Raw genomic sequence first — 26,656 nt, forward strand, 5'->3', positions numbered from 1 at the left:
GTTCACACGCCGACGGCCATCAGGTACATTCCTGTGGTCTCCGTTACTACCTGCAGGTAGGGAGCCGACGGTCACACACCTAGGGATGGGGCAAGGAGGAAGGCGTGCGACATGATCGGCCGTTACGCCGCAACCCGAGCGGTCCCACGGTGAGGAGGCGACAGTGACGACGACCTCGACGCGTCCGCACCTGATGGGCTATCTGCGGGACCAGTTGGAAACGCCCCTCACACTCGTCGGCGGATTCTTCCGGATGTGTGTGTTGACCGGAAAGGCGCTGTTTCGCCGGCCATTCCAATGGCGCGAGTTCATCCTGCAGTGCTGGTTCATCATGAGGGTCGCGCTGCTGCCGGCCATCTTGGTCTCGGTGCCGTTCACCGTCCTGCTGATCTTCACGCTCAACGTGCTGCTGGCCCAGTTCGGCGCCGCCGACCTCTCCGGTGCCGGCGCGGCGATCGGAGCCGTCACCCAGCTCGGCCCGCAGGTCACGGTGCTGGTGGTGGCCGGCGCCGGGTCGACGGCCATCTGCGCCGATCTGGGTGCCCGCACCATCCGTGAGGAGATCGACGCGATGGAAGTGCTGGGCATCGACCCCATCCACCGGCTCGTCGTTCCCCGGGTCATAGCCGCGACGCTCATCGCCACGTTGCTCAACGCCCTGGTGATCACCGTCGGGCTGGTGGGCGGTTATCTGTTTGGTGTTTATCTGCAAAACGTGTCGGGCGGGGCTTACCTGGCCACGCTCACCACCATTACCGGCCTGCCGGAGGTGGTCATCGCAATGGTCAAGGCGGCGACGTTCGGACTTATCGCCGGGCTGGTCGGCTGCTACCGCGGGCTGACCGTCCGGGGTGGCTCCAAGGGTTTGGGCACCGCCGTCAACGAGACCGTCGTGCTCTGCGTGGTCGCACTTTTCGCGGTCAACGTGGTGCTGACCACGGTCGGCGTCCGGTTCGGGACGGGGCACTGACATGGCGACTTCTGCGGTATTGCGCGCCCGATTCCCCAGGGCCACCGCCAATCTGAACCGATATGGCGGGGCCGCGATCCGCGGACTGGACACGACCGGCCGACTGGCCTGGTTCACGCTGGTCAGTCTCGGGAACGTCCCGTTTGCGCTGAGCCGCTACCGCAAGGAAACCCTTCGGTTGATCGCTCAGATCGGAATGGGCACCGGTGCGATGGCAGTGGTCGGCGGCACCGCCGCGATCGTCGGTTTTGTGACGTTGTCCGGCAGTTCGCTGGTCGCCATCCAGGGTTTCGCGTCGCTGGGGAACATCGGTGTGGAGGCGTTCACCGGCTTTTTCGCCGCGCTGATCAACGTCCGCATCGCCGCGCCGGTGGTCACCGGTGTGGCCATGGCGGCAACGGTCGGCGCCGGTGCCACCGCCGAGCTGGGCGCAATGCGAATCAGCGAAGAGATCGACGCCCTGGAAGTGATGGGCATCAAGTCGGTCTGCTTCCTGGCGACCACCCGGATCCTGGCAGGGCTGACGGTGATCATCCCGCTTTATGCGATGGCGATGATCATGGCGTTCCTGTCCCCGCAGATCACCACGACGGTGCTTTATGGCCAGTCGACCGGCACCTACGAGCACTACTTCCGCACGTTCCTGCGGCCCGACGACGTCTTCTGGTCGTTTCTGGAGGCGATCATCATCACCGCGGTGGTGATGGTCAGTCACTGCTACTACGGGTACAGCGCCGGCGGCGGCCCCGTCGGTGTCGGCGAGGCCGTCGGCCGATCGATGCGTTTCTCGCTGGTTTCGATTCCCGTGGTCGTCTTGTCCGCCGCGTTGGCGCTCTACGGCGTCGACCCCAACTTCGCACTGACGGTGTAGCGCCATGACGATGCCGGCCAAGGTCAACAAGGTCAGCGATCCGCCGTACAAGACGGCGGGCGTCGTCTTTCTGGTGCTCGCGCTCGTCATATTCGTGTTGGTCTACCTGCAGTTTCGTGGGGATTTCACCCCGAAGGTCAAGCTGACGATGTTTTCCGACCGAGCCGGCCTGGTGATGGATCCCGGCTCGAAGGTCACCTACAACGGCGTGCAGATCGGCCGGGTCGACAGCATCTCGGAGATCACCCGCGACGGCAAACCCGCCGCCAAGTTCGTCTTGAACGTGAATCCGAAGTACCTGTCGCTGGTACCGGAAAACGTCAACGCGCAAATCAAGGCGACGACGGTGTTCGGCGGCAAGTATGTGTCGCTGACGACGCCACGAGACGACCGCGGCAATGTCATCTCGAAGGGTCACCTCACCCCCAAGAGCGTCATCAATGCCGTCGGCGTGACGACCGAGATCAATACCTTGTTCCAGACCATCACCTCGATTGCCGAGAAGGTGGACCCGGTCAAGCTCAATCTGACGCTCAGCGCGGCCGCGCAGGCGCTGACCGGATTGGGCGATCGCTTCGGGCAATCGATCGTCAACGCCAACGCGATTCTCGATGACGTCAACCCGCGGATGCCGCAGGCCCGCCGCGACATTCAGCAGTTGGCGGCGCTCGGCGACGTCTACGCCAACGCGTCGCCGGATTTGTTCGACTTCCTTGACAATTCGGTGCCGACGGCGCGCACCATCAACCAGCATCAGCGCGAATTGGATGCCGCTTTGCTGGCGGCGGTCGGGTTCGGCAACACCGGCGCGGACGTTTTCGGCCGGGGTGGCCCGTATCTGGCGCGTGGCGCCGCCGACCTGGTGCCCAGTGCTCAGTTGCTGGACACTTACAGCCCGGAGCTGTATTGCACATTGCGCAACTATCACGACATCGAGCCCAAGGCCGCCACTTTCCTCGGCGGCAACGGCTATTCGCTGGCCACGCACAGCGAGCTGCTGTCCGGGTTGGGATTGATGCTGAATCCGACGTCGCTGGTGCCGCTGCTGCTGTCACAGATCGGCGGGCTGGCCGCCGGAGTGGTCGGCGGCGCACCGAATCCCTACATGTATCCGGAAAACCTGCCGCGGGTCAACGCACATGGCGGCCCCGGTGGTGCGCCGGGCTGCTGGCAGCAGATCACCCACGATTTCTGGCCGGCGCCCGAGTTGGTGATGGACACCGGCAACAGCATCGCTCCCTATAACCACCTGGAGACCGGTTCGCCCTACGCGATCGAATACGTCTGGGGCCGTCAAGTAGGGGACAACACGATCAACCCATGAAAATCACCGGTACTGCAATAAAACTCGGCGCCTTCGCACTGGTGCTGGTGCTGTTCAGCGTGATGATCGTCATCGTTTTCGGTCAGATCCGCTTCGACCGCACCTACGGCTACTCCGCTGAGTTCAGCAACGTCAGCGGGCTGCGGGCCGGACAATTCGTCCGCGCCTCGGGGGTGGAGATCGGCAAGGTCAAAAACGTGTCGCTGGTAGACGGCGGCAAACGGGTCCGGGTGGATTTCGACGTCGACCGCTCGATACCTCTTTACCAATCGACCACGGCGCAGATCCGCTACCTCGACCTGATCGGCAATCGATACCTGGAGCTCAAGCGTGGTGACGGCGAGGGCAGCGACCGGGTCATGCGACCGGGTGGGTTCATTCCGTTATCGCGTACCTCGCCGGCGCTCGACCTCGACGCACTGATCGGCGGTTTCAAGCCGGTGTTCCGGGCGCTGGACCCGGACAAGGTCAACACCATCGCCTCGGCGCTGATCACCGTGTTTCAGGGTCAGGGCGGCACCATCAACGACATTCTCGACCAGACCGCGCAGCTGACCTCACAGATCGCCGAACGCGACCAAGCCATCGGCGAGGTGGTGAAGAACCTGAACACCGTGCTGGACACCACGGTTCGCCATCGCAAGGACTTCGATCAGACCGTCAACAACCTGGAGGTGCTGATCACCGGGTTGAAGGACCACCGTACTCAGTTGGCGGACGGCGTCGTGCATATCAGCAACGCCGCCGGGACCGTGGCCGATCTGCTGGCCGAGGACCGCGCACTGCTGCACAAGACCGTCAACTACCTCGACGCCGTCCAGCAGCCGCTCATCGACCAGCGTCAGGAGTTGAACGATTTCCTGCACAAGGTCCCGACCGCGCTGAACATGATCGGGCGCACCATCGGGTCCTACGGGGACTTCGTGAACTTCTACTCCTGCGATATCAGCCTCAGAATCAATGGGCTGCAGCCCGGCGGACCGGTGCGTACGGTCCGGCTCTTCACCCAGCCGACGGGTAGGTGCACGCCACAATGAGAACGCTGGAACCTCCCAATCGGCTTCGTATCGGCCTCATGGGCATCGTGGTGATGATCATCGTCGTCGCCGTCGGTCAAAGCTTCACTAGCGTCCCCATGTTGTTCGCACGACCTAGCTACTACGGGCAGTTCACCGACTCCGGCGGTCTCAACAAGGGTGACAAGGTGCGCATCGCCGGCATGGATGTCGGAAAGGTCGAGGCCCTGTCGATCGACGGTGACCACATCAAGATCAAATTCTCGGTCGGCACCAATGTCATCGGTACCGAAAGCCGGCTGGCGATCCGAACCGACACCATCCTCGGCAAGAAGGTCCTCGAGATCGAGGCGCGCGGCAACCAGCCGCTGCGCCCGGGGGGCACGTTGCCATTGGGCCAGAGCACCACTCCGTACCAGATTTATGACGCCTTCTTCGATGTCACCAAGGCGGCCACCGGCTGGGACATCGACACGGTCAAGCAGTCGCTGCATGTGTTGTCGCAGACCATCGACCAGACCTACCCGCATCTGAGCGCCACGCTCGAGGGCGTGGCCAAGTTCTCCGACACCATCGGCAAGCGCGACGAGGAGATCCAGCACCTGCTGGCGCAGGCCAACCAGGTGGCCAGCATCCTGGGGGACCGCAGCCAGCAGGTGGACCGGCTGTTGGTCAACGCCAAGACGTTGATCGCCGCGTTCAACGAACGCGGGCGCGCCATCGACGCACTCCTGGCCAACATCGCGTCGTTCTCGGCCCAGGTGCAGGGGCTGATCAACGACAACCCGAATCTCAACCATGTGCTCGAGCAGCTGCGTCAGGTCAGCGACATCCTGGTTGAGCGCAAAGACGACCTGGCAAACGGGCTCCTGATGGTCGGCGGATTCCTGCCGTCGCTGAACGAGTCAATCGCGTCCGGGCCCTTCTTCAAAGTGGTCATCCACAACCTGGTTCCGGGGCAGATTCTGCAGCCGTTCATCGACGCCGCATTCAAGAAGCGTGGCCTGGACCCGGAGAATTTCTGGCGCAGTGCCGGCTTGCCGGAATTCCGCTGGCCCGATCCCAACGGCACCCGCTTCCCCAACGGCGCGCCGCCGCCGGCGCCGGGTGTGCTGGAGGGCACGCCCGAGCACCCGGGGCCGGCCGTCCCGCCCGGTTCACCTTGCTCGTACACGCCGGCCAATCCCGGCGGCAATGTCACGGTCGGCGACGAGGGGTTGCCGCGGCCATGGAACCCGCTGCCCTGCGCTGGCGCACTCCTCGGCCCGTTCGGGGGGCCGAACTTCCCGGCGCCGCTGGATGTCGAGGCGTCCCCACCGAACCCGAACGGCCTGCCGCCGACACCGGGCATCCCGATCGCGGGGCGTCCGGGCGACCCGCCGCCGGACGTTCCGGGTACCCCGGTGCCGCTGCCACCGAACGCTCCGCCGGGGGCGCGCACCGAGCAACTGGCGCCGGCCGGCCCGACACCTCCGCCGTCGACGTTCGCGCCAGGGCTACCGCCGGGTCCGCCCGCGCCGCCCGGGCCGGGGCCGCAGCTGCCCGACCCCTATATCAACCCAGGAGGCACCGGCGGTAGCGGTGTGACTGGAGGGAGCCAGAATTGAGCACCGTCTTTGACATCCGCAACCTGCGGCTTCCGAGGATGACGCGGGCGACGGTGATCATCGGAACGCTGATCGTGATCTTGGCCCTGGTGGCGGCGTTTGTCGGCTGGCGGCTCTACCAGAAGCTGACCAACAACACCGTGGTTGCGTATTTCCCTGCCGCAAATGCGCTGTACCCCGGTGACAAGGTCCAGATCATGGGCCTGCAGGTGGGCAAGATCGACAGCATCGAAGCGGCCGGCGACAAGATGAAGGTCACCTTCCACTATCAGAACCAGTACAAGGTGCCGGCCAACGCCTCGGCGGTGATCCTCAACCCGACCCTGGTGGCGTCGCGTTCGATCCAGCTGGAGCCGCCTTACAAAGGCGGCCCGGTGCTGGCCGACAACGCGGTCATTCCGATCGAGCGCACCCAGGTGCCGGTGGAGTGGGACGAGCTGCGCAACAGCATCACCAACATCATCGACAAGCTCGGCCCCACCCCGCAGCAGCCCAAGGGACCGTTCGGTGAGGTACTCGAATCCTTCGCCTACGGGCTGGAAGGCAAGGGCAAGCAATTCAACACCACGCTGGACAGCCTGTCGCGCGCGCTGACCGCGCTCAACGAAGGCCGTGGCGACTTCTTCGCGGTGGTCCGCAGCCTGGCGCTGTTCGTCAACGCGCTGCACCAGGACGACCAGCAGTTCGTGGCGTTGAACCAGAACCTGGCCGACCTCACCGGCCGGCTGGTCAGCTCCGACCAAGCCCTTTCCAATGCGTTACAGCAGTTCGACAGCTTGCTGACGACGATCCGGCCGTTCCTCGACAAGAACCGCGAGGTGTTGACTCACGATGTCAACAACCTGGCCGAGGCGACCAACACGCTGCTGCAACCCGAGCCGTTGAACGGCTTGGAGACCGCCTTGCACGTGCTGCCGACGGCGGCGTCGAACGTCAACCAGATCTACCATCCGTCGCACGGGTCCGTCGTGGCCATCCCGGAGATCACATCCTTTGCCAACCCGATGCAGTTCGTCTGCAGCTCTATTCAGGCCGCCAGCCGACTTGGATATCAGGAGTCCGCTGAGTTGTGTGCGCAGTACCTGGCGCCGATCCTGGATGCGATCAAGTTCAACTACTTCCCGTTCGGGGTGAACTTCTTCAGCACCGCCGAAGTGCTGCCCAAGCAGGTCGCCTACTCCGAGCCGCGGTTGCAGCCGCCAAACGGGTACAAGGACACCACCGTCCCGGGGATCTGGGTGCCGGATACTCCGTTGTCGCACCGCAACACCCAGCCGGGCTGGATTGTCGCCCCCGGCATGCAGGGGCAGCAGGTAGGGCCGATCACCGCGGGTCTGATGACCCCCGAGTCGCTGGCCGAACTCATGGGAGGCCCGGACATCCCGCCCGTTCAGTCCACCTTGCAGACGCCACCCGGACCGCCGAACGCCTATGACGAGTACCCGGTGTTGCCGCCGATCGGTTTGCAGGCACCGGTGCCGATCCAGCCGCCGCCGCCTGGCCCGGGGGTGATCCCGGGACCGGTTGCCCCGACGCCCGGTCCAGGCGCGGCGCCCGCGCCGGTAGGCGCTCCACTTCCCGCTGAGGCAGGAGCAGGCCAGTGAGGGGCGCGATGAGCGCGGTACGCGCGAAGAGCAAGCCGAGCCAGTGGACACCGCGGCGAGCCGTGGGACGCGTCCGTCACCGCGCCTGGCAGGCGTTGGCGTTGCTGATGGTCGCGCTGATGCTGAGTTCGTGCGGCTGGCGCGGGATCTCCAATGTGTCGATTCCGGGTGGTCCGGGCACCGGGGACGGGTCGTACGTCCTCTATGTGCAGGTGCCCGACACGCTGGCGATCAACGGCAACAGCAAGGTGATGGTCGCCGACGTCACGGTCGGCTCGATACGTGACATCAGATTGGAGAACTGGATAGCGACCCTCAAGCTGGGGATCGACAAAGGTGTCAAGCTACCGAGGAACGCCACCGCGAAGATTGGCCAGACCAGTTTGCTGGGTTCTCAGCATGTGGAGCTCGCGGCGCCGCCGGATCCGTCGCCGCAGCCGCTGTGCCCGCCGCCGCACCGCAAGCAGGATTGCACCATTTCGTTGAAGAACTCCTCCGCATATCCCAACACCGAGCAAACATTGGCCAGCATCTCGATGATTTTGCGCGGTGGCGGCATCCCGAATCTCGAGGTGCTCCAGAACGAGGTCTACAACATCTTCCACGGGCGGGCCGACCAGATTCGGGCCTTCCTGACCAAGCTGGACACCTTTACCGACCAGCTCAACCAGCAACGCGATGACATCACCCACGCTATCGACTCCACCAACCGTTTGCTGGTGTACGTGGGTCGCCGATCCGATGTGCTGGACCGGGTACTGACCGACATCCCGCCGCTGATCAAGCACTTCGCCGACACACGTGACCTGCTCATCAACGCCGTCGACGCGTTGGGACAGCTCACCCAGGTCACCGACCAATACCTGTCGGAGGCGCGTGGCCCGCTGCATACCGACTTGCAGGCGCTGCAATGCCCGCTCAAGGAACTCGGCCGCGGGTCGCAGTATCTGATCGGCGCGCTGAAGCTGATTCTCACTCAGCCGTACGACATCGATACCGTGCCGAAGCTGTTCCGCGGCGACTACCAGAACGTGTCGGCCACGATTGACGTGACCTTCAGCGCCATGGACAACGCCTTGCTCACCGGCACCGGCTTTTCCGGAGCCTTGCGCGCGCTCGAGCAGTCCTTCGGTCGCGATCCCGAGACGATGATCCCCGACGTCCGCTACACGCCGAACCCGAACGACGCGCCCGGCGGACCGCTGGTGGAAAGGGGCGACCGGCAATGCTGACTCCCTTCATCAAACGCCAGTTGATCGTGTTCGCGGTCCTGACCGTGGTCTCACTGTTGGTCCTGGGGGTTTACTACCTGCGGATTCCATCGCTGGCGGGCATCGGCCGCTACACGCTCAAGGCGGAGCTGCCGGCATCGGGTGGCCTTTACCCGACGGCCAACGTGACTTATCGCGGCGTCACCATCGGCAAGGTCACCGACGTGGAGCCGACGCCCACCGGCGCCGAGGCGACGATGAGCATTGACAGCCGCTACAAGATTCCGGTCGATGCGTCGGCGAACGTGCATTCGGTATCGGCGGTCGGTGAGCAGTACCTGGACTTGGTGTCGACAGGCAACCCGGGCAAGGTCTTTTCGCCCGGACAGACGATCACCAAGGGGACGGTGCCCAGTGAGATCGGGCCGGCCCTGGACACCGCTAACCGCGGCCTTCAGGTGTTGCCGGCGGACAAGATCCCCGTGCTGCTCGACGAAACGGCGCAAGCCGTAGGTGGTTTGGGCCCCGCCCTGCAACGGCTGGTCGACGCCACGCAGGCGATCGTCGGTGACTTCCGCACCCAGATCAACGACGTCAACGACATCATCGACCACTCCGGCCCGATCCTGCAAAGCCAAGTCACCTCGGGCGACGCGATCGAACGCTGGGCGCGCAACCTCAACACGCTGGCCGCTCAGACCGCGAAACGGGACCAGAACGTGAAGAGCATTCTGTCCCAATCAGCTCCGACCGCTGACCAGCTGAACGAGGTCTTCACCGACGTGCGTGATTCGCTGCCGCAGACGCTGGCGAACCTCGAAGTGGTGTTCGACTTGCTCAAGCGCTACCACAAGGGCGTCGAGCAGGTGTTGGTGTTCTTGCCGCAGGGTGCTTCGATCGCGCAGACAGTGGCCGCGCCGTTCCCCAACATGGCCGCCCTGGACCTGGCGTTGGCGATCAACCAGCCGCCGCCGTGTCTGACCGGGTTCATCCCTGCCTCGGAGTGGCGATCTTTTGCCGACACCAGCCTGCAGCCGTTGCCGACAGGCACGTACTGCAAGATTCCGATGGATACCCCGGCCAACAGCGTGCGCGGGTCACGCAACATTCCGTGCGTTGACGTCCCGGGCAAGCGAGCGGCGACGCCGCGGGAGTGCCGCGACCCGAAACCATACGTGCCGGCGGGTACCAATCCGTGGTACGGCGACCCCAACCAGCTGTTGACCTGCCCGGCGCCGGCGGCGCGCTGCGATCAGCCGGTCAAGCCCGGCTTGGTGATCCCGGCGCCATCGGTCAATAACGGGATGAACCCGGCACCGGCCGATAGACTGCCTCCGGGCGGGACGCCGCCGCCGGTCAGTGACCCGCTGCAGCGGCCCGGTTCGGGTACTGTGCAGTGCAACGGACAGCAGCCCAACCCCTGTGTCTACACTCCGGGCGGGCCGCCAACGGCGGTCTACAGCCCTCAGAGCGGTGAACTGGTAGGGCCCGACGGAGTCAGATACTCCGTCGAAAACTCGACCAAAACAGGAGACGACGGATGGAAGGAGATGCTGGCGCCAGCCGGCTGAACCCCATCGACGCGGATAATTCGTCGAGCCCCGAGCCAACGGACGAGGACTCGGCCGAATCCGAGGCTCACACCGGCTCAGACACCCCCGACACGGAGGGTGAGCTGACTGCGGAATCGGAAGCCGGTGAGGACAGCGCCGAGGCAATGGACGAGGACTCGGCAGAATCCGAGGACGAAGCAGGTCCGGACATCTCCGACACCACGGGTGAGGACCAAACCGCGGCGCCGGCCGTCGAGCGGCGCCCGTCGCGTTTGGGTCGTGGGTGGCTGGTAGGTATCAGCGCGGCGTTGGTGCTCGTCGCCGGCGGTATCGGGGCCGGCGGCTATCTGGCGCTACGTGCCCACCAGCAGAGCGAGGTGGTAGCGCGCAACAACGCGGCAGCGCTTCAGGTGGCCAAGGACTGTGTCGCGGTCACGCAGGCACCGGACACCAGTTCCATGGCCGCCAGTGAACAGAAGATCATCGACTGCGGCACCGATCAGTACCGCTCCCAAGCCGTGCTCTACAGCAGCATGCTCGTTCAGGCGTACCAGGCCGCCAACGTGCACGTTCAGTTGACCGATATGCGGGCCGCGGTCGAGCGTAATAACCCCGACGGATCGGTTGACGTGCTCGTCGCGCTGCGTGTCCGGATGTCCAACGATCAGGCGCAGGATCAGGAAACGGGCTACCGGCTGCGGGTGCGTATGACACCTACGGACGGCCAGTACAAGATTTCGAAACTCGACCAGGTGACCAAGTGACGGTGGTGGTCGAGCAGATCCAGACCCCCGAGACCGTCCCGGCCTTAGCCGAAAAGGCTTTGGCGCCATGGCATTTGCGCATGGCTGCGGTCGCCGTTGATGTACTGCCGGGCATCGCGGTGGTAGCGACCCTGGCGCTGGTCTCGTTTACCGTGCCGTCGGACAGCTCATGGTGGTGGGTGTGCGTCGCCATCCTGGCCTTGGTGACCCTGCTGATGTCTGTCAACCGCTGGCTAGCGCCCGCCCTGAGCGGTTGGACCCTGGGCCGCGCATTGTGCGGAATCGCGGTGGTGCGCCCTGACGGAGACGCCGTCGGCCCGTGGCGGCTGATGGTGCGCGACCTCGCCCACCTGGTCGACACCGTGCCGCTGATGGTCGGATGGCTGTGGCCGCTGTGGGATCCGGACCGGCGCACCTTCGCCGACATGCTATTGCGCACCGAGGTGCGAAGCGTTGATCCCGGCGGGCGGCCGGCCACGGCGCGGCGGTGGTCGGCGGTGGCACTGATCACCGCAGCCGGGCTGTGCCTCGGCGGTGCCGGTGTGAGCTACGCGGTGGTGTACTCCTATGACAAGGCAGCCGATCGAACCCGCGCGGAGCTCGCGACGCAGGGGCCCAAGATGGTCTCCCAGATGCTGACGTACGACCCGAAAACGTTGCGCGAGGACTTCGCTCGAGCGCAATCGCTGACCACCGACAGGTACCGCGGTCAGCTGGCCGCCCAGCAGGATACCGTCGCGAAGGGGCATCCCGTCCTCAACGAGTACTGGGTGACGGGCAGTTCCGTCCAATCCGCGACGCCGAACCGGGCGACCATGCTGCTGTTCATGCAGGGTCGCCGTGGCACGCCGCCCGATATCCGCTATATCAGCGCAACCGTCCGGGTCAGCTTCGCAAGGGGCCGCGACGATCAATGGCGGGTTGACGACCTGACCGTACTGACCAAACCGAAGCCGCCAGGGGACGGAAAATGAGTCCGCGGCGCAGATTCCACCCCGGCGAGGGACTTCTGCTTGTCACCTGCCCACTGCCGCCGAGACGACCGTGGGTATTCCCGCTCGTGGCCATTTCCGCTGCCGTGGTGATGGCGGTGGCGATCACGCTATCCAGCTTGATGCTGGTCGCGCACGCGTCGCGGGATCAGGCCGCGCACCGCGAGCACGAGGTGGTCAACTACGTGAAATGGTTCATGGGGCAGTTCACTACCGTTGACCCGTATCACGCCAACGAATACGTCGAGCGGATATTGGCGCAAGCGACCGGCGAGTTCGCCAAGCAGTACCACGACAAGGCGAACGAGATCCTGCTGCAGGTCGCTCAAGCAGAGCCCGCCAAGGGTACGGTCCTGGATGCGGGCGTGGAACGGTGGAACGACGACGGCACCGCCAGCGTTTTGGTGGCCACCGAGGTCACTTCCAAGTCACCCGATGGCAAAGAGGTCTTCGAGAACACGAACCGTTGGGCTGCCACGGCTAAGCAGGAAGGGAATCAGTGGAAGATCAGCAACCTGCTGCAGATGATCTGACCGCGGCGACCTCCGCCGGCGAGACCGGCGCCGAAGCCGAGTTGGACGATCAGGCAACTCGCGCAACCGAGTCGGTGGGCGCTGCACCCGGAGGCGACGAGTCTGCGCCAGCAGCTGAGGATCAGTCCGAAAATGCCGACGGCGACTCCGATTCCGAAAAGTCCGGCACCGACACCGACACCGAGGCCGCGGGTGACGGCGCCGGGCGTAACGTCGGGTTCCTCAAGCGACTGACCGGCAAGGTGAAACGCCCCAGCGGAAAGCGAGTCGCCGCGGTCGTCACCGGACTCGTCGCGTCGCTTTTCGTGGGTTCCGCCGCATTTGCCGGCGCGACCCTGCAGCCGTACCTGGCCGATCGCGCGGTCGTGGCCGTCAAGCTCAACGTGGCGCGGACCGCGGCGAACGCGATCACCACGTTGTGGACCTACACCCCGGAAAACATGGATAAGCTGGCCGATCGCGCGGCGGTCTACCTCAGCGGTGACTTCGGAGCGCAATACCGAAAATTCGTCGACAGTATCGTCGCACCGAACAAGCAAGCCAAGGTGACCAATAACACCGAGGTCACCGGCGTGGCCGTCGAATCGTTGGATGGTCCCAATGCGGTGGCCATCGTGTACACGAACACCACCACCACCAGCCCGCTGACCAAGAACATTCCGGCAATGAAGTATCTGTCGTACCGGCTGATCATGAAGCGGGATCACTCCCGCTGGTTTGTGACCAGGATGACGACGATCACCTCGTTGGATTTGACGCCTCGCCTGTAGCCCCGGCCTGGTCGAGGGTTCGCATGGCCGTCAGCTCGCCCGGCTATCACCGGTTGACGATCGCCGCGCTGCTGTTGCTGACCTTCGCCACCGGCTTGGCCGACGCGATCAGCGTGCTGATCCTCGGGCATGTGTTCGTGGCCAACATGACCGGCAACGTGATCTTCCTCGGCATTTGCCTGGTGCCGAAGTCGCAGACGGGTATCGACCTGGTCGCCGGCGTGGTGTCCGTGGTCACCTTCGTCATCGGCACGATGATCGGCGGCCGGTTGACTCGGGCGCTCGGCGGTGAGCCACGACGCTGGATCAGCGCGGCGCTGGGAACCGAGGTCGCGGTGCTGGCGACGTTGTCAGTACTGGCCGGCAGCGGGGTACTGCACTATCACGACAACACCAAGCTGTTTCTCATCGGTGGGCTCGCGTTGACGTTCGGCTTGCAGAACGCGATCGCTCGGGAGTTCGGCATTCGCGAGCTCAGCACCACGATGTTGACGTCGACCATCGTCGCGATCGGCGCCGAGAGCCGGCTGGCCGGCGGCACGGGTGGCCGAAGCTTGCTGCGCTATAGCGTGATCGCCGCGATGTTAGGCGGCGCCCTGCTCGGCGCCATCATGTCGAGGGTGACCGTGGCGCCGGTGTTCGCACTGGCCGCCGCCGTGATCTCGGTGAGCATGCTGGTCTTCCGCTACGGCCCCGTGGATCGCAAAACGCCTCAGGCGCTTACTAGTTGAATGCGAGCCAGCTGGGCAGCGCCCGTTCGTGAGAGTCGCACAGGACCTCGCGGGTGTCGCACGAGCCCTTCGGTGTCCCCGCGCCGGCCCACATGCCTCCGGTGTCGCGGCGCAACACAATGGCCGACGACCCACCACCGTCGAGCAGGATCGCCGTATCGCTGCCCAGGCCCCGGAAGAGGTCTTGGATGTTGTCCGGCGTGTAGTTACCTCCTTCGAAGATGTACATCTCGTCTTTCTGCTTCGCGTAGGCCAGTGCCGTACGCGCGGCACTCGGGCCGCCGTCGTGAAGTTGGCCGGTGTTGCCCGGCGACAACAGCCCGATCCCGGCGACGGCGACGAACTTCGCGTTCTTGTCGAGCAAGCCCTGGATCACCGGAGTGGCCAGGTCGTAGTCTTCTCTACCCTTGGGCCGCAACACATATGGCGCACCACCGGCCGGGATGATCATCGTGGTCAGCGAGGTCCAGGTCTCGTTTCCGCCGGAGAGGCCCTGTTTGCCGGCGTAGGCGACGGTGCCGGTGACCGCCTGGTTGGCGCGGCCCTGGCCGTGGGTATTGTCGACGAACGCGCCCAGTGGCGAACTGCAGCCGGTCGATCGCCAGGAGCCGCCCTTCTGCGGGCGCACGTCGAAGAAGTTGGCGTTGATCGCGATTGTCGGCTGTCCCATTCGCTGCCAGGCCTGCAGCGGTGCGTAGATTTCCGATGCCTGCCAGAGCCCTTCATTGGTGCGTGCCCCGGCGTTGTGTTCGCAGCGTGCCTGGTCACCGGTGTGGGTGTCGACAAGCAGGTGCGGCTGCAGGCGCTGCGACGCATTCTTGATGATCATGAGATGGCCGCCGTTGTTCATCTCGTAGCGGCCACCGTCGCCGTTGAGCAGCGGCATCGGGTGCCCGCCGCCGAAGTTGTACACCAGGTAGGAGCCCTTGGTTGTGGCGATGGCGTGCTCGAGCATCTCCCGACCGTCGGCGGCATGGGCGACGGGTGGTCCGATGGTGACCGTGAGCGTGGCACATGCAGCCACCAAGGCAAGACAAGCCGCAAGTCGGCGCAGGCTGGCAGATGGCGTCAGCACGGTAGCCCTTTCGGCCCGATCGGGAAGCAGCCATCCCAGAATTAGCCACATCTGTCACACTGTCAACTTATGTAACAGCGATGTGACGATTGTGCCGCACTCGAATTACGTTTGTTCGCTTGGATTTTCACCAGAGCCGGGGGAGCTCTCGACGGCGCCGGCGCGAGCTCGTTCCCGTGCCTGGTGCTGCGCTTGGTGTTCGGCCGCGATGGCCAACTCGACCGCCCCGGGTATCCGGTGGAACCCCTTGCGGTCGTACAGGTGGGTGATGATGCCCCCTAACAGCAGGCCGATGACCAGACCGATGGATGTCATCGCCAAGGCGTGCGACAGCCCGGCGTCGGCGTGACCGTCGAGGTAGAGCAGCGACCGTACCCCCAGGAACACTTGGTGCATCGGCTCAAATGTGGCCAGCCAGCGGAAGAACGGCGGCACCGCCTCGAGGGGAACCGTGGCGCCCGCCGACGGCAACCCGAAAATGACGAAGATCAACATGCTCACCAGTAAGCCCATCGATCCCAGTACCGCGATCAACGAGCTGGACGTGACGCCTACCGCGATGATCGCGAACACTCCGTAGAGCCACAATTGCCAACCGAGGGAAATGGGCATGCCCAGGCCATGGGCGATCGCCAGGTACACCGCCGACGTCAGCAAGGCCAGCACCGTCATCAATCCCCACTTGAGCAGCAGGGTGCGGAACCGCGAGATACGGACCTGCTCACCGAAGCGATACACCGGGCCGAATTCGGCTGGTACGTAACCGAGCATCGAGTCCACCAGCGTGCTGACCACAATGCTGCCGGTAAATCCGGCCAACAGCAGCAACAGCGCATAGTAGAAGGCCGACAGTCCGTTACCGGTTCCGTTGGGCAGCGGGTTGTACACCGTGGACTTGACGTCGATCGGATTGGTCAGCCCCAGCGCGGCGGCGCCGGCCAACGGCGCGCCGCCGGTCTGCGCCGCAACGTCGGCGGTAAGGCGTTGCCCGACTTTGGAATTCACCACGGCCATCGCCTGGGTCAACGTCTGGGCGGCGATGCTCGAGCCCAGCGTGCCCGCACGCGGATTGGTCGAGATGGTAATCGTAGGTCGGTCCGCGTGGGTCGGCTGCACGGCGCTCATCGCGTAATCGCGCAGCCCCGAGGAAAAAGTCGGCGGAATGACGGCCGAACCGTAGACCTCAGCTCGGTCCAGTAGCCGCTTGGCCTCGTCGTGGGAGACGACGCGCACGTCGTACTTGTTCTTGTCCAGTCCGGCCACCAGGCCCTCGACAATCTGCTTGCCGGTGGGACCGGCGTCCTGGTTGACCACCGCGATGGGGAAGTGACGCAGGTTAGTCGCCGGGTTCAGGATTCCGCCCAGGTACAGGGCTGCCAGTGCCGACATGAGGGCCAGCGTGATGAGGATCGGCGCCGCCCAGAACCGCACGGTCCGAACCGACTTGATGCTGCGCTTGGGGTTCGGTGCGGCATGACGCGGATGCGATTGAGACATGTGGGCTCCTGTCTGTCGAGCCAACTCTATGTGGTGTCAGAACGGGCTCAGGACCCCAGGTTTGCGTGCATCTCCCATACCAGGACTTCCGCGGGGCAGTCGGCGGTGAGCCGCCGGGCCCCAGTGTCGGTGCAGCGGACCGCATCCCCTTCGGCGAGGGCGCCGGCCCCGTCCAGGCCAACCCGGCCGTGGGCGACAAACAGATGCAGATAGGGCGCCGGGGGGACGTCGACCGTGTCGCCGGGCCGCAATCGCGCCGCGTGCAGGGCCGCGCTGCGGTTGTGCAGCGTGATCGCGGCGTCGTGGCCGTTGATGCCCGAGGCGATGGTGACCAGACCGCGGTTCGACAGGGCATCGCCGATATCGTGCTGCTGGTAGCCCGGGTCAATGCCGGTCTGGTCGGACACTATCCACATCTGCACGAAACGCACTGGCTGCGTGGTTGACTCGTTCTTTTCCGAATGCAGGATTCCACTGCCCGCCGATATGCGCTGAGCCAGACCGGGGTAGATCACGCCGTGGTTTCCCGTCGAATCCCGATGGGTCAGTTCACCTTTCAGCACCCAGGTTACGATTTCCATATCGCGGTGCGGGTGGGTGTCGAATCCGGTCCCGGGTTGCACGACGTCGTCGTTGCTGACCAGGAGCAGCCCGTGATGGGTGTTGTCCGGGTCGTAGTGGTCGCCGAACGAGAAGCAGTGCCGAGATGTCAGCCAGGAGGTCGTGGTGACGGCCCGCTCGGCCGCTCGCCGAATCTCCACCGTGGCGGGCATGATCCCACAGTAGCGGCGTGGGCAGGGGTGCGTGCTGCGGAGGCGTCCTCGGACAGCGGTCATGCGGCACCTGGCCGCCGCGGATCGAATATCCACCAATTGCATTGCCCTAGAAACTGATCCAGGCACAACGGCGGCGCATCAGCGACTCCGCGGCGCTACAAACGGGTGCGCGGTGAACCTGCGCGTAGCGACTGCCGGCTGGAACCTGATCGCTTGGGCGGGATCGGCGGGTGCGGCGCTGCCCAACATCGGGTGAGCTGGCGTTGCAAGACGTTTCGTGAAACACCGCGCGGGACTCCCGAGGTCGCCGCGATTCCCAACAGTGTCTCCGGCGCCGGGGGGGCGGGCGGCGTCGGCGGCGCCGCCGGACTGTTCGGCGACGGCGGGGCTGGCGGACCAGGAGGGGCGGGCGGAGCCGCCGCCGATGTGCCAGGAAGCACCGGCGGCAAAGGTGGCCTCGGTGGCATCGGTGGAAGCGGCCACTTGCTCGGGAGCGGTGGGGATGGTGGACAAGGCGGGCACGGTGGGAAAGGTGGGCTCTCGTCGGCGAATACCGGGGGTGACGGTGGTGACGGTGCCGTCGGCGGGATGGGCGGACTGTGGGGCAGTGGTGGTGCCGGCGGCACCGGCGGCCAAGCCGGAGCCGGTCTACTGGGCAGCGGGACCAGCGGTATTGGCGGGGCGGGCGGCGCAGCCAGATGGGTCGGCGATGGCGGTGCCGGTGGCACCGGTGGCGCCAGCGAGGGTAACGGCGTCGCCGGCATGGGCGGGGCCGGTGGCCGCAGCGGCGTATTCATCGGTAACGGCGGGCACGGCGGCGATGCGGGTGCTATCGGCGGTTTCGGCGTTGGGGCCAGGGGCGGCGGCGGCGGCAACGCCATTCTTATCGGCAATGGCGGTGATGGTGGCAACGGCACGGGCGGCGAGCCGGGTGGCAAAGGCGGCAGCGCCGGATGGTTCGGCCATAGCGGAACGAACGGGTCCCCGTAGCCCACGCTGCCGATGTCGACGGTGCCCAAACAACAGCCCGGTCGTCACAGCCCACCGGGCAAACCGAATTTCGGGAACAGCGTGCCGTCAAGGAACGCGACCACGTGCGACACCCGGCCGTCGACCATGTCCAGCACATGCAACTGGAACGGCACGTGCCGCTCACCCGCGCGCATGTACATGGCCGCGGCGGGCTGGCCGTTGGCCACCAACGGGATCATGCGCATATCGCCGGGCGATTCGGCGGGACATTGCTGGTGAATGAGCGTGATAATGTCCTGCGCGCCGCGGTACCAGCCGACGTAGGGCGGCATCTCCCAGATCGCCTCGGCGGTGAACAGCTCCACCAGCCGGTCGATGTCGTAGGTCTCGAACGCGGCGATGTAGCGGGTCAGCAAGTCCTGGGCCTGCGGCGAATCCGGCGGGCTTAACCGGTCTTCGGCGCTGGGGCGCACGGTCTCCAGCTGGGACCTGGCCCGCTGCAGCAGGCTGTTGACGGCGACGGTGGTGGTGCCGATCGCCTCGGCCACTTCGGCCGACTTCCACTGCAGCACGTCGCGCAGCAACAGCACCGCCCGCTGCCGCGGCGACAGATGCTGCAGCGCGGCCACAAAGGCCAAGCGGACCGATTCGCGCGACCCGACGATGACCGACGGATCCGCCGGATCATCCGTCAGTTCCGGCAGCGGCTCCAGCCAGGGCACCTCACCGCGCTCGACCAACTCCGCCGTCGGATCCGAGCTGGATGTTCCCAGTCCGGTCGGCAACGGCCGGCGTTGCCGGCCTTCCAAAGCGCTCAGGCAGGTGTTGGTGGCGATCCGATGCAGCCAGGTCCGTATCGACGATTTGCCTTCGAACCGGTCATACGCTTTCCAGGCGCGCAGCAGCGTCTCCTGCACCAGATCCTCGGCGTCGTGTAACGATCCGGTCATCCGGTAGCAGTGCGCCAGCAGTTCGCGCCGGTAGGGTTCGGCACGGGCGGAGAAATCACCGCCGAGCTCGTTGTCTTGTGCTAGTAGACCCACCCCGACGAGCCTACGCAGAGCCGCTGACAACCCGGACGGCCCGGCCCGGCGAGCCGCTGTGCAGCCCGTAAGCTGCCCGTAATGAATGCGACGCGCACTGAACGCAACTTCGATGGTGTCGGCGGTGTGGACATCGTCTACGACGTCTGGACGCCCGACATCGCACCCAAAGCCGTGGTCGTGCTGGCTCACGGTCTGGGCGAGCATGCCCGCCGCTACGATCACGTCGCGCAGCGGTTCGGTGAGGCCGGTCTGGTCACCTACGCGCTCGACCATCGCGGACACGGCCGCTCGGGCGGCAAGCGGGTGCTGGTGCGCGACATCTCCGAATACACCACCGACTTCGACACCCTGGTGGGCATCGCCACCCGGGAAAACCCCGGCCTGAAGCGCATCGTCCTCGGGCACAGCATGGGCGGCGCAATGGTGTTCGCCTACGGTGTGGAACGCCCGGACAACTACGACCTGATGGTGCTGTCGGCGCCGGCGGTGGCGGCCCAGGATCTGGTGTCGCCGGTGGTGGCGCTGGCTGCCAAGGTTCTCGGTGTTGTGGTGCCCGGCCTGCCGGTCCAGGAGCTCGACTTCACCGCGATATCCCGCGACCCGCAGGTGGTGGCGGATTACCAGAACGACCCGCGGGTGTACCACGGCCGGGTGCCGGCCGGGATCGGCCGGGCGCTGCTGCAGGTCGGCGAGACCATGCCGCGGCGGGCGCCGGCGCTGACCGCGCCGTTGTTGGTGGTGCACGGCACGGGTGACCGGCTTATCCCGATCGAGGGCAGCCGGCGCCTGGTGGAATGTGTGGGCTCCATCGATGTCGAACTGAAGGAATATCCCGGGCTCTACCACGAGGTCTTCAACGAGCCGGAGCGCGACCAGGTGCTCGACGACGTGGTCGGCTGGATCACCAAACGCCTCTGAATCGAATTGTCGTACCGCTGCAGTAGTTTGGCGCCATGACCGACGACAAGATGCTGGCCCGCATCGCCGCACTGCTGCGTCAGGCCGAAGGCACCGACAATCCCCACGAAGCCGACGCGTTCATGGCCGCCGCACAGCGGCTGGCAACGGCGGCGTCCATCGACCTCGCGGTGGCGCGGTCACATTCGGCCAACCGTACGGCCGCGCAGACGCCGACCCAGCGCACCATCACCATCGGAACGGCCGGCGCCCGCGGGCTAAGGACCTACGTGCAGCTTTTCGTGCTGATCGCCGCGGCCAACGACGTACGCTGCGACGTCGCGTCGAATTCGACGTTCCTCTATGCCTACGGATTCCCCGAGGACATCGATGCGACCCACGCCCTGTACGCCAGCCTGGTGGTGCAGATGGTGCGGGCTTCCGATGCCTACCTTGCCTCCGGGGCGCACCGGCCCACGCCCACCATCACCGCCAGGCTCAACTTTCAGCTGGCCTTCGGTGCTCGCGTCGGTCAGCGCCTGGCCGAGGCCCGCGAGCAGGCCACCCGCGAGGTCACCGCGGACCGCGGCCGGGCACCGGGCACCGCTATCGCGTTGCGGGACAAGGAGATCGAGCTGCGCGACTACTACCGCGGCGCGTCGCGGGCGCGCGGCACCTGGCGGGCCCACCGGGCCTCGGCCGGATATTCCTCGGCGGCGCGCCGCGCGGGTGACCGGGCCGGGCGACAGGCCCGGCTGGGCCAGAGTGCCGAGCTGCCCGGAGCGCGAACCGCCCTGGACCGGTGACCCGGGCGGATTCCTCCGGCCGCGACTCCCAGCGGGCCCGGGTTTATGCGGCCGAGGAGTTCGTCCGCACCGTATTCGATCGTGCCGTCGAGCACGGGTCACCCGGTGTGGATTTCTTCGGGACGCAGTTGACGCTGCCGCCCGAGGGCCGGTTCGCGTCGGTCGCGTCGGTGCAGCGCTACGTCGACGACGTGCTGGCCCTGCCGGCGGTGCGCCGGACCTGGCCGTCGGTGTCGCCGCTACGGGTGCGCGCCCGGCGGGCGGCCACCGCTGCGCACTACGAAAACCGCGACGGCGCAGGCACTATCGCCGTCCCGGACCGCGCCACCGCCGCCTGGGCGATGCGCGAGCTGGTCGTGCTCCATGAAATCGCACATCACCTGTGCCGGGTGCCGCCGCCGCACGGGCCGCAATTCGTGGCGACGATGTGTGAGCTTGCCGAGTTGGTGATGGGACCCGAGGTTGGCCACATTCTGCGGGTGGTCTACGCGAAAGAGGGGGTGCGGTGAGCCCAGCCGACCCCGACGCCCGGGCCCGCGAGATCGAGTCCCAGATGACCGACGAGGAACGCTTCTCGTTGCTTGTCGGGGTCATGGGAGCCGGGGACTGGTGGCCGCTGCGTGACGAGCGCATCCCGCCCGACGTTTCGATGAGCGCCGGCTATGTGCCCGGCATACCGCGGCTGGGGGTTCCGGCATTGCGGATGAGCGACGCGGGGCAAGGTGTCACCAATCCCGGCTACCGCCCGGGCGACACGGCCACCGCGCTGCCCGCCGGGCTGGCGCTGGCCGCCGGATTCGACCCCGCACAGGCCCGTGCCAGCGGCGAGGTGATCGGACGCGAGGCCCGCAGCCGCGGGTTCAACGTCCAATTGGCCGGCGCCATCAACCTGGCCCGAGACCCGCGCAACGGCCGCAACTTCGAATACCTCTCCGAGGATCCGCTGTTGAGCGCCGCCATAGCCGCGGAGCAGATCATCGGCATCCAGGACCAGGGCGTCATCTCCACGACCAAGCACTACTCACTGAACTGCAACGAGACCAACCGGCACTGGCTGGACGCCGTCATCGACCCCGACGCGCACCGCGAATCGGACTTACTGGCCTTCCAGATCGCCGTCGAGCGGGCCCAGCCCGGCGCGGTGATGGCGGCATACAACAAGGTCAACGGCGACTACGCCGCCGCGAACGCTGTCCTGCTCAACGATGTGCTGAAGGGCGCCTGGGGATACCGCGGCTGGGTGATGTCGGATTGGGGCGGGACACCGAGTTGGGAGTGCGCGCTTGCCGGCCTGGACCAGGAATGCGGCGCGCAGATCGACGCCGTGTTGTGGGGGGCCGAGGCATTCGGCGATCGACTGCGTGCCGCCTACTCCGAAGGCCTGCTGCCCAAAGAACGGTTGTCGGACATGGTGCGGCGAATCCTGCGTTCGATGTTCGCTGTCGGAATCGACGGGTGGGAACCCGCTCCCGCGCCAGACATGGACGCGCACAACGCGATTGCCCTGCAGATCGCCCGGCAGGGGATCGTGCTCCTGCAGAACCGAGGGCTGTTGCCGTTGGCTCCCGCTTCAGGCTGTCGCATTGCCGTCATCGGCGGCTACGCGCAGACCGGGTTACCGGCCGGCTTCGGCTCCAGCGCCGTCGTACCGCCGGGCGGCTATGCGAGCGTGATCCCCATCGGGGGGTCCGGCTTGCAACCCGGCATGCGCAATCTCTATCTGGTGCCGCCGAGCCCCCTCGACGAACTGAGACGGCAATTCCCGGACGTGCAGCTCGAATTCGATCCCGGTATCAGCCCGGCGGAGGCGGTGGTGGCGGCGCGCCGCGCCGACGTCGCGATCGTGTTCGCGATCCGGCCCGAAGGGGAGGGCTTCGACAGCGTCGACCTGTCGCTGCCGTGGGGCCAGGACGCGGTGATCTCGGCGGTCGCTGCCGCCAATCCGAACACCGTCGTGGTGCTCGAGACCGGCAACCCGGTGGCCATGCCCTGGCGGGACTGTGTGAACGCCATCGTGCAAGCGTGGTATCCGGGCCAGGCGGGCGCTCAGGCCATCGCGGAAATTATTGCCGGACAGGTGAATCCGTCTGGCCGGCTGCCGATCACCTTCCCGGCCGATCTCTGCCAGACACCGCGTCCGCAGCTGCCCGATGCGGCGGTGGGGACACCGATGACCATCGACTACCACGAAGGCGCGGATGTCGGTTATCGCTGGTTCGCCCGGACGGGGCAGTCCCCGATGTTCGCCTTCGGTCACGGTTTGTCCTACACCAGCTTCGAGTATCGCGACCTGGCGGTGACCGGCGGTGACACCGTCAACGCCACGTTCAGCGTCGTCAACACCGGCGGACGCGGCGGGTCGGACGTCGCGCAGCTGTATTTGACGACCGTTCCCGACGCACAGCGATTGCGGCTACTGGGTTTCCAGCGTGTGGATCTGGACCCGGGTCAGGTCGTCCGGGTGAGCATCGCAGCGGACCCGCGGCTGCTGGCCGGCTATGACGGCAGTGCCGGGTGTTGGCGCATCACGGCGGGTCGCTACGCGGTTGCGGTGGGCGCATCGGCGGTGGCGCTGACGCTGACGGCCGAGGTCGAGCTGGCCGGTCGTGCGTTCGGGCGATGATGATCCATCCGCACGCACGACCGGCTGCCCGCTTACTGGACCGGGACCAATTCGTCGCCGCAGGTGCAGCGGTACGGCTCGCCGGCGCCGGAGCAGTGGCAGGGGACCTCGATGCGGACACGACAGCCGCAGCCCTCGTGGCCGCAGGTCAACTCGGTTCCAGCCTCATGGGTCGCCATGAATATCACCTTCATTCGGATCGGGGGACTGCCGTCCCAAGCGGATGACCACAACCTACTCTATACCCCATACGGGTATCTGGTAAACACCGGGAACGGGGAATTTGATCGTGACGAGCCGATGCGCGCGGACCGGACTAGCGTTTCGGTATGGCCCAACCGACCCCGCACGACGTCGACGCCTTCCTGGACAGCACGCTGATCGGCGACGACCCGGCGTTGTCCGCGGCGCTGCAGGCCAGCAACGCCGCGGGGTTGCCGCGCATCGCGGTCTCCGCGCAGCAGGGCAAGTTCCTGTGCCTGCTGGCCTGCGCCATGCAGGCGCGCCGCATCCTCGAGATCGGCACCTTGGGCGGTTTCAGCACCATCTGGCTGGCCCGCGGCGCGGGCCAGCAGGGGCGGGTGGTGACGCTGGAATACGAACCCAAACACGCCTCGGTTGCCCGCGCCAACCTGCAGCGGGCGGGCGTCGCCGATCGGGTGGAGGTGGTGGTCGGCGCGGCGCTGGACACCCTGCCGACGGTGACCGGGGCTCCGTTCGACCTGGTGTTCATCGACGCCGACAAAGAGAACAATGCCGCCTACCTGGAATGGGCGGTCCGGCTGGCCCGGCCCGGCGCGGTGATCGTCGTGGACAACGTGATTCGCCACGGTCAGGTGCTGTCGGCGCAATCCGACGACGCCAGGGCGGTGGCGACGCGCCAGACCCTGCAGCTGATGGGCCGGCACCCGCGCCTGGACACCGCGGCGATCCAGACGGTCGGGACGAAGGGCTGGGACGGATTCGCCATCGCCACCGTCGGCTAACGCCATCAGGGACTGAGGTCCCTGACCGCCTGCTGCGCCGAGGTGATCTCGCCGATGTGCAGCGCGGTCTCACCGGCATAGAGGGCCGCCCGTTCCACCCAGGAATCGGGCGTCCCCGCGACCGGTGGCAGCGGAGTGAACAGGGACGCCCCGGTGACTGCAACCGCAGCAGGGGGCCGGCATCGAAGTACCCCAGTACCGAAAGCGGGCCGCTCACGGTGTTGAAGACCGCAGGCGCCGCCTTGGCCATCCCATCGTCGCGGCACCACCGCCGGGTGGCGTCGTTGGGCAGGACGCGGTGGCGCAGCGGCCAGCTAAAGCCGAACAGGTTCGTCTCGATCGTCTTGTCGGCGTCGATGATCCGGCGTTGATACGCGCGGCTGGCGTTCGCCTCATGCGTCATCAGGAATCGCGTTCCGGCGACCACACCGGTGGCGCCAGCCGCCAGGGCCGCGCTGGTGTCGGCGCGGTCCGCGATGCCCCCGGCGAGCAACACCGGCCGCGGCCCGGCCACCGCCAGAGCCTGCGGGAGGAAGTCCAGTGCCGGCATGGTCCCGACGAGGTGTCCACCGGCTTCACGGCCCTGGGCGATCAACCCGTCAGCGCCGCCGGCGACCGCGCGCAGCGCCTGTTCCCGGGTGCCGACCATCACGAAGACGACGATTCCGGCGTCGCGAAGATGCTCGATGAGCCCGCGCTTCTCGCCGAAGGCCAGAACGACGACGTCCACCCGCGCGCGGACACACACGTCGACGTGACCGCGGTTCAGGAAGGGCAGCAACAGGTTGACTGCCACGGCTCTGCCCGGAGCCTCGGCCCGCACTCGATCGATGGCCCTGCGCAACTGACGAGCGGTGACCAGGCCGAGGGTGCCCAGACCGCCCGCGTTGGCGACCGCCGCCGCCAACGATGCGCCGGCGATGCCGCCGCCCATGCCTGCCTGGGCCACCGGAACGTCGAGTCGCAGCCGGTCGAGGACATCAACCATCGGAAACCATCGGATCTTGCGCTGCGACGGTCGGGCCACCGTCAGATGGTGTGGCCGTCGAGCCCGTCCGCACCGATGTTGCCCGGGCCGCCATCGGTACCGCCCGGCGGAGTGCCGTGACCGCCGTGGCCGCCGCCGCCGCCGGTTCCGCCGGTGCCGCCGGCGGCGCCGTCACCGTTACCGCCGTCGCCGCCGACCCCGCCGTCACCGCCGTCGCCACCATCGCCGCCGTTGCCGCCGCCGGAGGCCTTGCCGCCGGTTCCGCCGGTTCCGCCGACCCCTCCCATTCCGCCGCCGCCACCGACCTGCCCAGGCGTCGCGCCGCTGCCGCCGGTTCCGCCGGATCCGCCGGTGCCACCCTGGCCGCCGGTGCCGCCGTTGCCGCTGCCCGACGCGGTGCCGCCGGTGCCGCCGGACCCGCCGACACCTCCGACACCGCCCGCCTGACCGGGCGCACCGGCAGCGCCGCTGCCGCCCTGGCCGCCTTGACCGCCGGGCCCGGCATTGCCGCTGTAGTAGCCGGTGCCGCCGGTGCCGCCGAGCCCGCCTTCGCCGCCGCCGCCGGCACCGCCCACGCTGCCGGCGCTACCTGTGCCGCTGCCGGGTTGGCCACCGCCGCCGCCGGTGCCGCCGTTGCCTCCCACGCCGCCGGCCGCGCCGGCGTAGGTGCTGCCGCTGTAACCGCCGTAACCGCCCTTGCCTCCCTGGCCGCCTTCGCCGCCGCCGCCGCCGTTGCCGTTGGCAGCACCGACACCGGCCGCGCCGCCGGCGCCCCCGACACCGCCCTGGCCGCCGGAACCGCCGGCGTACCCGGCTGTTTCGTTGCCGCTGCCGCCGTAGCCGCCGGTGCCACCGATACCGCCCTGTCCCCCATTGCCGGCGGCACTGCCACCGGGACCGGGGGCGCCGCCGGTGCCGCCGGTGCCACCGATGCCGCCGGCGTAGCCCGGCGTTCCGATGCCGGTGTCGCCGTAGCCGCCCGGACCACCGATACCGCCGTCGCCGCCGTTGCCGCCGATGCCGCCGGGTCCTGGGGCGCCGCCG

The 26,656-nt window shown here is 66.8% G+C and carries 24 protein-coding genes and 2 pseudogenes; 19 read left to right on the plus strand and 7 right to left on the minus strand.

All coding sequences use genetic code 11. The features are described from left to right. The first annotated feature begins 193 nt into the window (after positions 1 to 193). The 13 genes from B4U45_RS15500 to B4U45_RS15560 all read left to right on the plus strand — a co-directional run bounded on the left by B4U45_RS15500 (position 194) and on the right by B4U45_RS15560 (position 13,946). Entirely contained in the window at positions 194 to 970 is a 777-nt protein-coding gene (locus B4U45_RS15500; protein ID WP_036395893.1) for an MlaE family ABC transporter permease, read from the plus strand. A 1-nt stretch (position 971) separates the two neighbouring features. Then, positions 972 to 1,841: an MlaE family ABC transporter permease gene (locus B4U45_RS15505; protein ID WP_075545126.1), complete on the plus strand. Its 870-nt coding sequence runs from the start codon at positions 972 to 974 to the stop codon at positions 1,839 to 1,841. Positions 1,842 to 1,845: 4 nt separating this feature from the next. Further along, a complete protein-coding gene (locus B4U45_RS15510; protein ID WP_075545127.1) occupies positions 1,846 to 3,165 on the plus strand; it encodes an MCE family protein in 1,320 nt (439 codons plus the stop codon). After that, positions 3,162 to 4,202, plus strand: coding sequence for a virulence factor Mce family protein (locus B4U45_RS15515; protein WP_075545128.1), 1,041 nt, complete (start codon positions 3,162 to 3,164; stop codon positions 4,200 to 4,202). The genes B4U45_RS15510 and B4U45_RS15515 overlap by 4 nt, the downstream gene beginning before the upstream one ends. Continuing rightward, complete coding sequence (locus B4U45_RS15520) at positions 4,199 to 5,788, plus strand: virulence factor Mce family protein (RefSeq protein ID WP_075545129.1); 1,590 nt, start codon at positions 4,199 to 4,201, stop codon at positions 5,786 to 5,788. Before B4U45_RS15515 ends, B4U45_RS15520 begins: the two co-directional genes overlap by 4 nt. Next, positions 5,785 to 7,392 carry a virulence factor Mce family protein gene (locus B4U45_RS15525; RefSeq protein WP_075545130.1) on the plus strand — a complete coding sequence of 536 codons (1,608 nt, stop codon included), beginning with the start codon at positions 5,785 to 5,787 and terminating at the stop codon, positions 7,390 to 7,392. The genes B4U45_RS15520 and B4U45_RS15525 overlap by 4 nt, the downstream gene beginning before the upstream one ends. A gap of 107 nt (positions 7,393 to 7,499) precedes the next feature. Beyond that, a complete protein-coding gene (locus B4U45_RS15530; RefSeq protein WP_241780114.1) occupies positions 7,500 to 8,624 on the plus strand; it encodes a virulence factor Mce family protein in 1,125 nt (374 codons plus the stop codon). Continuing rightward, a complete protein-coding gene (locus B4U45_RS15535; protein ID WP_075545132.1) occupies positions 8,618 to 10,174 on the plus strand; it encodes a virulence factor Mce family protein in 1,557 nt (518 codons plus the stop codon). Before B4U45_RS15530 ends, B4U45_RS15535 begins: the two co-directional genes overlap by 7 nt. After that, positions 10,144 to 10,920 (plus strand): Mce protein, encoded by a 777-nt coding sequence (locus B4U45_RS15540; RefSeq protein ID WP_075545133.1) that lies wholly within the window; start codon positions 10,144 to 10,146, stop codon positions 10,918 to 10,920. Before B4U45_RS15535 ends, B4U45_RS15540 begins: the two co-directional genes overlap by 31 nt. Next, the gene (locus B4U45_RS15545; protein WP_075545134.1) at positions 10,917 to 11,894 is read left to right on the plus strand and encodes an RDD family protein; all 978 of its coding nucleotides are present in this window, start codon (positions 10,917 to 10,919) and stop codon (positions 11,892 to 11,894) included. The genes B4U45_RS15540 and B4U45_RS15545 overlap by 4 nt, the downstream gene beginning before the upstream one ends. Then, positions 11,891 to 12,445 (plus strand): mammalian cell entry protein, encoded by a 555-nt coding sequence (locus B4U45_RS15550; RefSeq protein ID WP_075545181.1) that lies wholly within the window; start codon positions 11,891 to 11,893, stop codon positions 12,443 to 12,445. The genes B4U45_RS15545 and B4U45_RS15550 overlap by 4 nt, the downstream gene beginning before the upstream one ends. After that, positions 12,412 to 13,215 carry a mammalian cell entry protein gene (locus B4U45_RS15555; RefSeq protein ID WP_075545135.1) on the plus strand — a complete coding sequence of 268 codons (804 nt, stop codon included), beginning with the start codon at positions 12,412 to 12,414 and terminating at the stop codon, positions 13,213 to 13,215. The genes B4U45_RS15550 and B4U45_RS15555 overlap by 34 nt, the downstream gene beginning before the upstream one ends. Before the next feature lie 23 nt (positions 13,216 to 13,238). Beyond that, positions 13,239 to 13,946, plus strand: a complete 708-nt coding sequence (locus tag B4U45_RS15560) for a YoaK family protein (RefSeq protein WP_075545136.1) — start codon at positions 13,239 to 13,241, stop codon at positions 13,944 to 13,946. On the opposite strand, the gene B4U45_RS15565 is transcribed toward B4U45_RS15560, so the two are convergent. The 3 genes from B4U45_RS15565 to B4U45_RS15575 are packed head-to-tail and all read right to left on the minus strand — an operon-like array spanning position 13,939 to position 17,291. After that, a complete protein-coding gene (locus B4U45_RS15565; protein WP_075545137.1) occupies positions 13,939 to 15,072 on the minus strand; it encodes a phosphodiester glycosidase family protein in 1,134 nt (377 codons plus the stop codon). The genes B4U45_RS15560 and B4U45_RS15565 overlap by 8 nt on opposite strands. 54 nt (positions 15,073 to 15,126) lie before the next feature. Then, the gene (locus B4U45_RS15570; RefSeq protein WP_219859434.1) at positions 15,127 to 16,518 is read right to left on the minus strand and encodes a YhgE/Pip domain-containing protein; all 1,392 of its coding nucleotides are present in this window, start codon (positions 16,516 to 16,518) and stop codon (positions 15,127 to 15,129) included. 47 nt (positions 16,519 to 16,565) lie between these two features. Then, positions 16,566 to 17,291, minus strand: coding sequence for a pirin family protein (locus tag B4U45_RS15575; protein ID WP_075545139.1), 726 nt, complete (start codon positions 17,289 to 17,291; stop codon positions 16,566 to 16,568). Positions 17,292 to 17,546: 255 nt separating this feature from the next. Between B4U45_RS15575 and B4U45_RS15580 the strand changes: the two genes are divergently transcribed. Continuing rightward, complete coding sequence (locus tag B4U45_RS15580) at positions 17,547 to 18,284, plus strand: PE-PGRS family protein (protein WP_116671186.1); 738 nt, start codon at positions 17,547 to 17,549, stop codon at positions 18,282 to 18,284. Positions 18,285 to 18,328: 44 nt separating this feature from the next. On the opposite strand, the pseudogene B4U45_RS15585 reads toward B4U45_RS15580, so the two are convergent. Continuing rightward, positions 18,329 to 19,443 (minus strand): annotated as a pseudogene (locus tag B4U45_RS15585) (sigma-70 family RNA polymerase sigma factor). On the opposite strand from B4U45_RS15585, the gene B4U45_RS15590 reads away from it, so the two are divergent. Genes B4U45_RS15590 through B4U45_RS15605 form a run of 4 tightly spaced genes read left to right on the plus strand, consistent with a single transcriptional unit; the run spans position 19,391 to position 23,638 of the window. Then, positions 19,391 to 20,230 (plus strand): alpha/beta hydrolase, encoded by an 840-nt coding sequence (locus B4U45_RS15590; RefSeq protein ID WP_075545143.1) that lies wholly within the window; start codon positions 19,391 to 19,393, stop codon positions 20,228 to 20,230. The pseudogene B4U45_RS15585 and the gene B4U45_RS15590 overlap by 53 nt on opposite strands. A gap of 35 nt (positions 20,231 to 20,265) precedes the next feature. Further along, the gene (locus tag B4U45_RS15595) at positions 20,266 to 21,015 is read left to right on the plus strand and encodes a DUF2786 domain-containing protein (RefSeq protein WP_083156200.1); all 750 of its coding nucleotides are present in this window, start codon (positions 20,266 to 20,268) and stop codon (positions 21,013 to 21,015) included. Then, positions 21,012 to 21,524: a TIGR04338 family metallohydrolase gene (locus B4U45_RS15600; RefSeq protein WP_075545145.1), complete on the plus strand. Its 513-nt coding sequence runs from the start codon at positions 21,012 to 21,014 to the stop codon at positions 21,522 to 21,524. The genes B4U45_RS15595 and B4U45_RS15600 overlap by 4 nt, the downstream gene beginning before the upstream one ends. A 44-nt stretch (positions 21,525 to 21,568) precedes the next feature. After that, positions 21,569 to 23,638, plus strand: coding sequence for a beta-glucosidase (locus B4U45_RS15605; RefSeq protein WP_075545146.1), 2,070 nt, complete (start codon positions 21,569 to 21,571; stop codon positions 23,636 to 23,638). 32 nt (positions 23,639 to 23,670) lie between these two features. On the opposite strand, the gene mymT is transcribed toward B4U45_RS15605, so the two are convergent. Continuing rightward, the gene (gene mymT / locus B4U45_RS15610; RefSeq protein ID WP_023369625.1) at positions 23,671 to 23,832 is read right to left on the minus strand and encodes a copper-binding metallothionein MymT; all 162 of its coding nucleotides are present in this window, start codon (positions 23,830 to 23,832) and stop codon (positions 23,671 to 23,673) included. Positions 23,833 to 23,967: 135 nt separating this feature from the next. On the opposite strand from mymT, the gene B4U45_RS15615 reads away from it, so the two are divergent. Next, a complete protein-coding gene (locus B4U45_RS15615; RefSeq protein ID WP_075545147.1) occupies positions 23,968 to 24,624 on the plus strand; it encodes an O-methyltransferase in 657 nt (218 codons plus the stop codon). Positions 24,625 to 24,629: 5 nt separating this feature from the next. On the opposite strand, the pseudogene B4U45_RS30100 reads toward B4U45_RS15615, so the two are convergent. Both B4U45_RS30100 and B4U45_RS29890 read right to left on the minus strand, forming a co-directional pair. After that, positions 24,630 to 25,612 (minus strand): annotated as a pseudogene (locus B4U45_RS30100) (nitronate monooxygenase). Positions 25,613 to 25,653: 41 nt separating this feature from the next. After that, positions 25,654 to 26,656: hypothetical protein (locus B4U45_RS29890; RefSeq protein WP_277996412.1), on the minus strand; the 1,003-nt coding region annotated here is incomplete at its 5' end.

This window comes from Mycobacterium persicum (genome assembly GCF_002086915.1).
In the GTDB taxonomy this organism is placed as follows: domain Bacteria; phylum Actinomycetota; class Actinomycetes; order Mycobacteriales; family Mycobacteriaceae; genus Mycobacterium; species Mycobacterium persicum.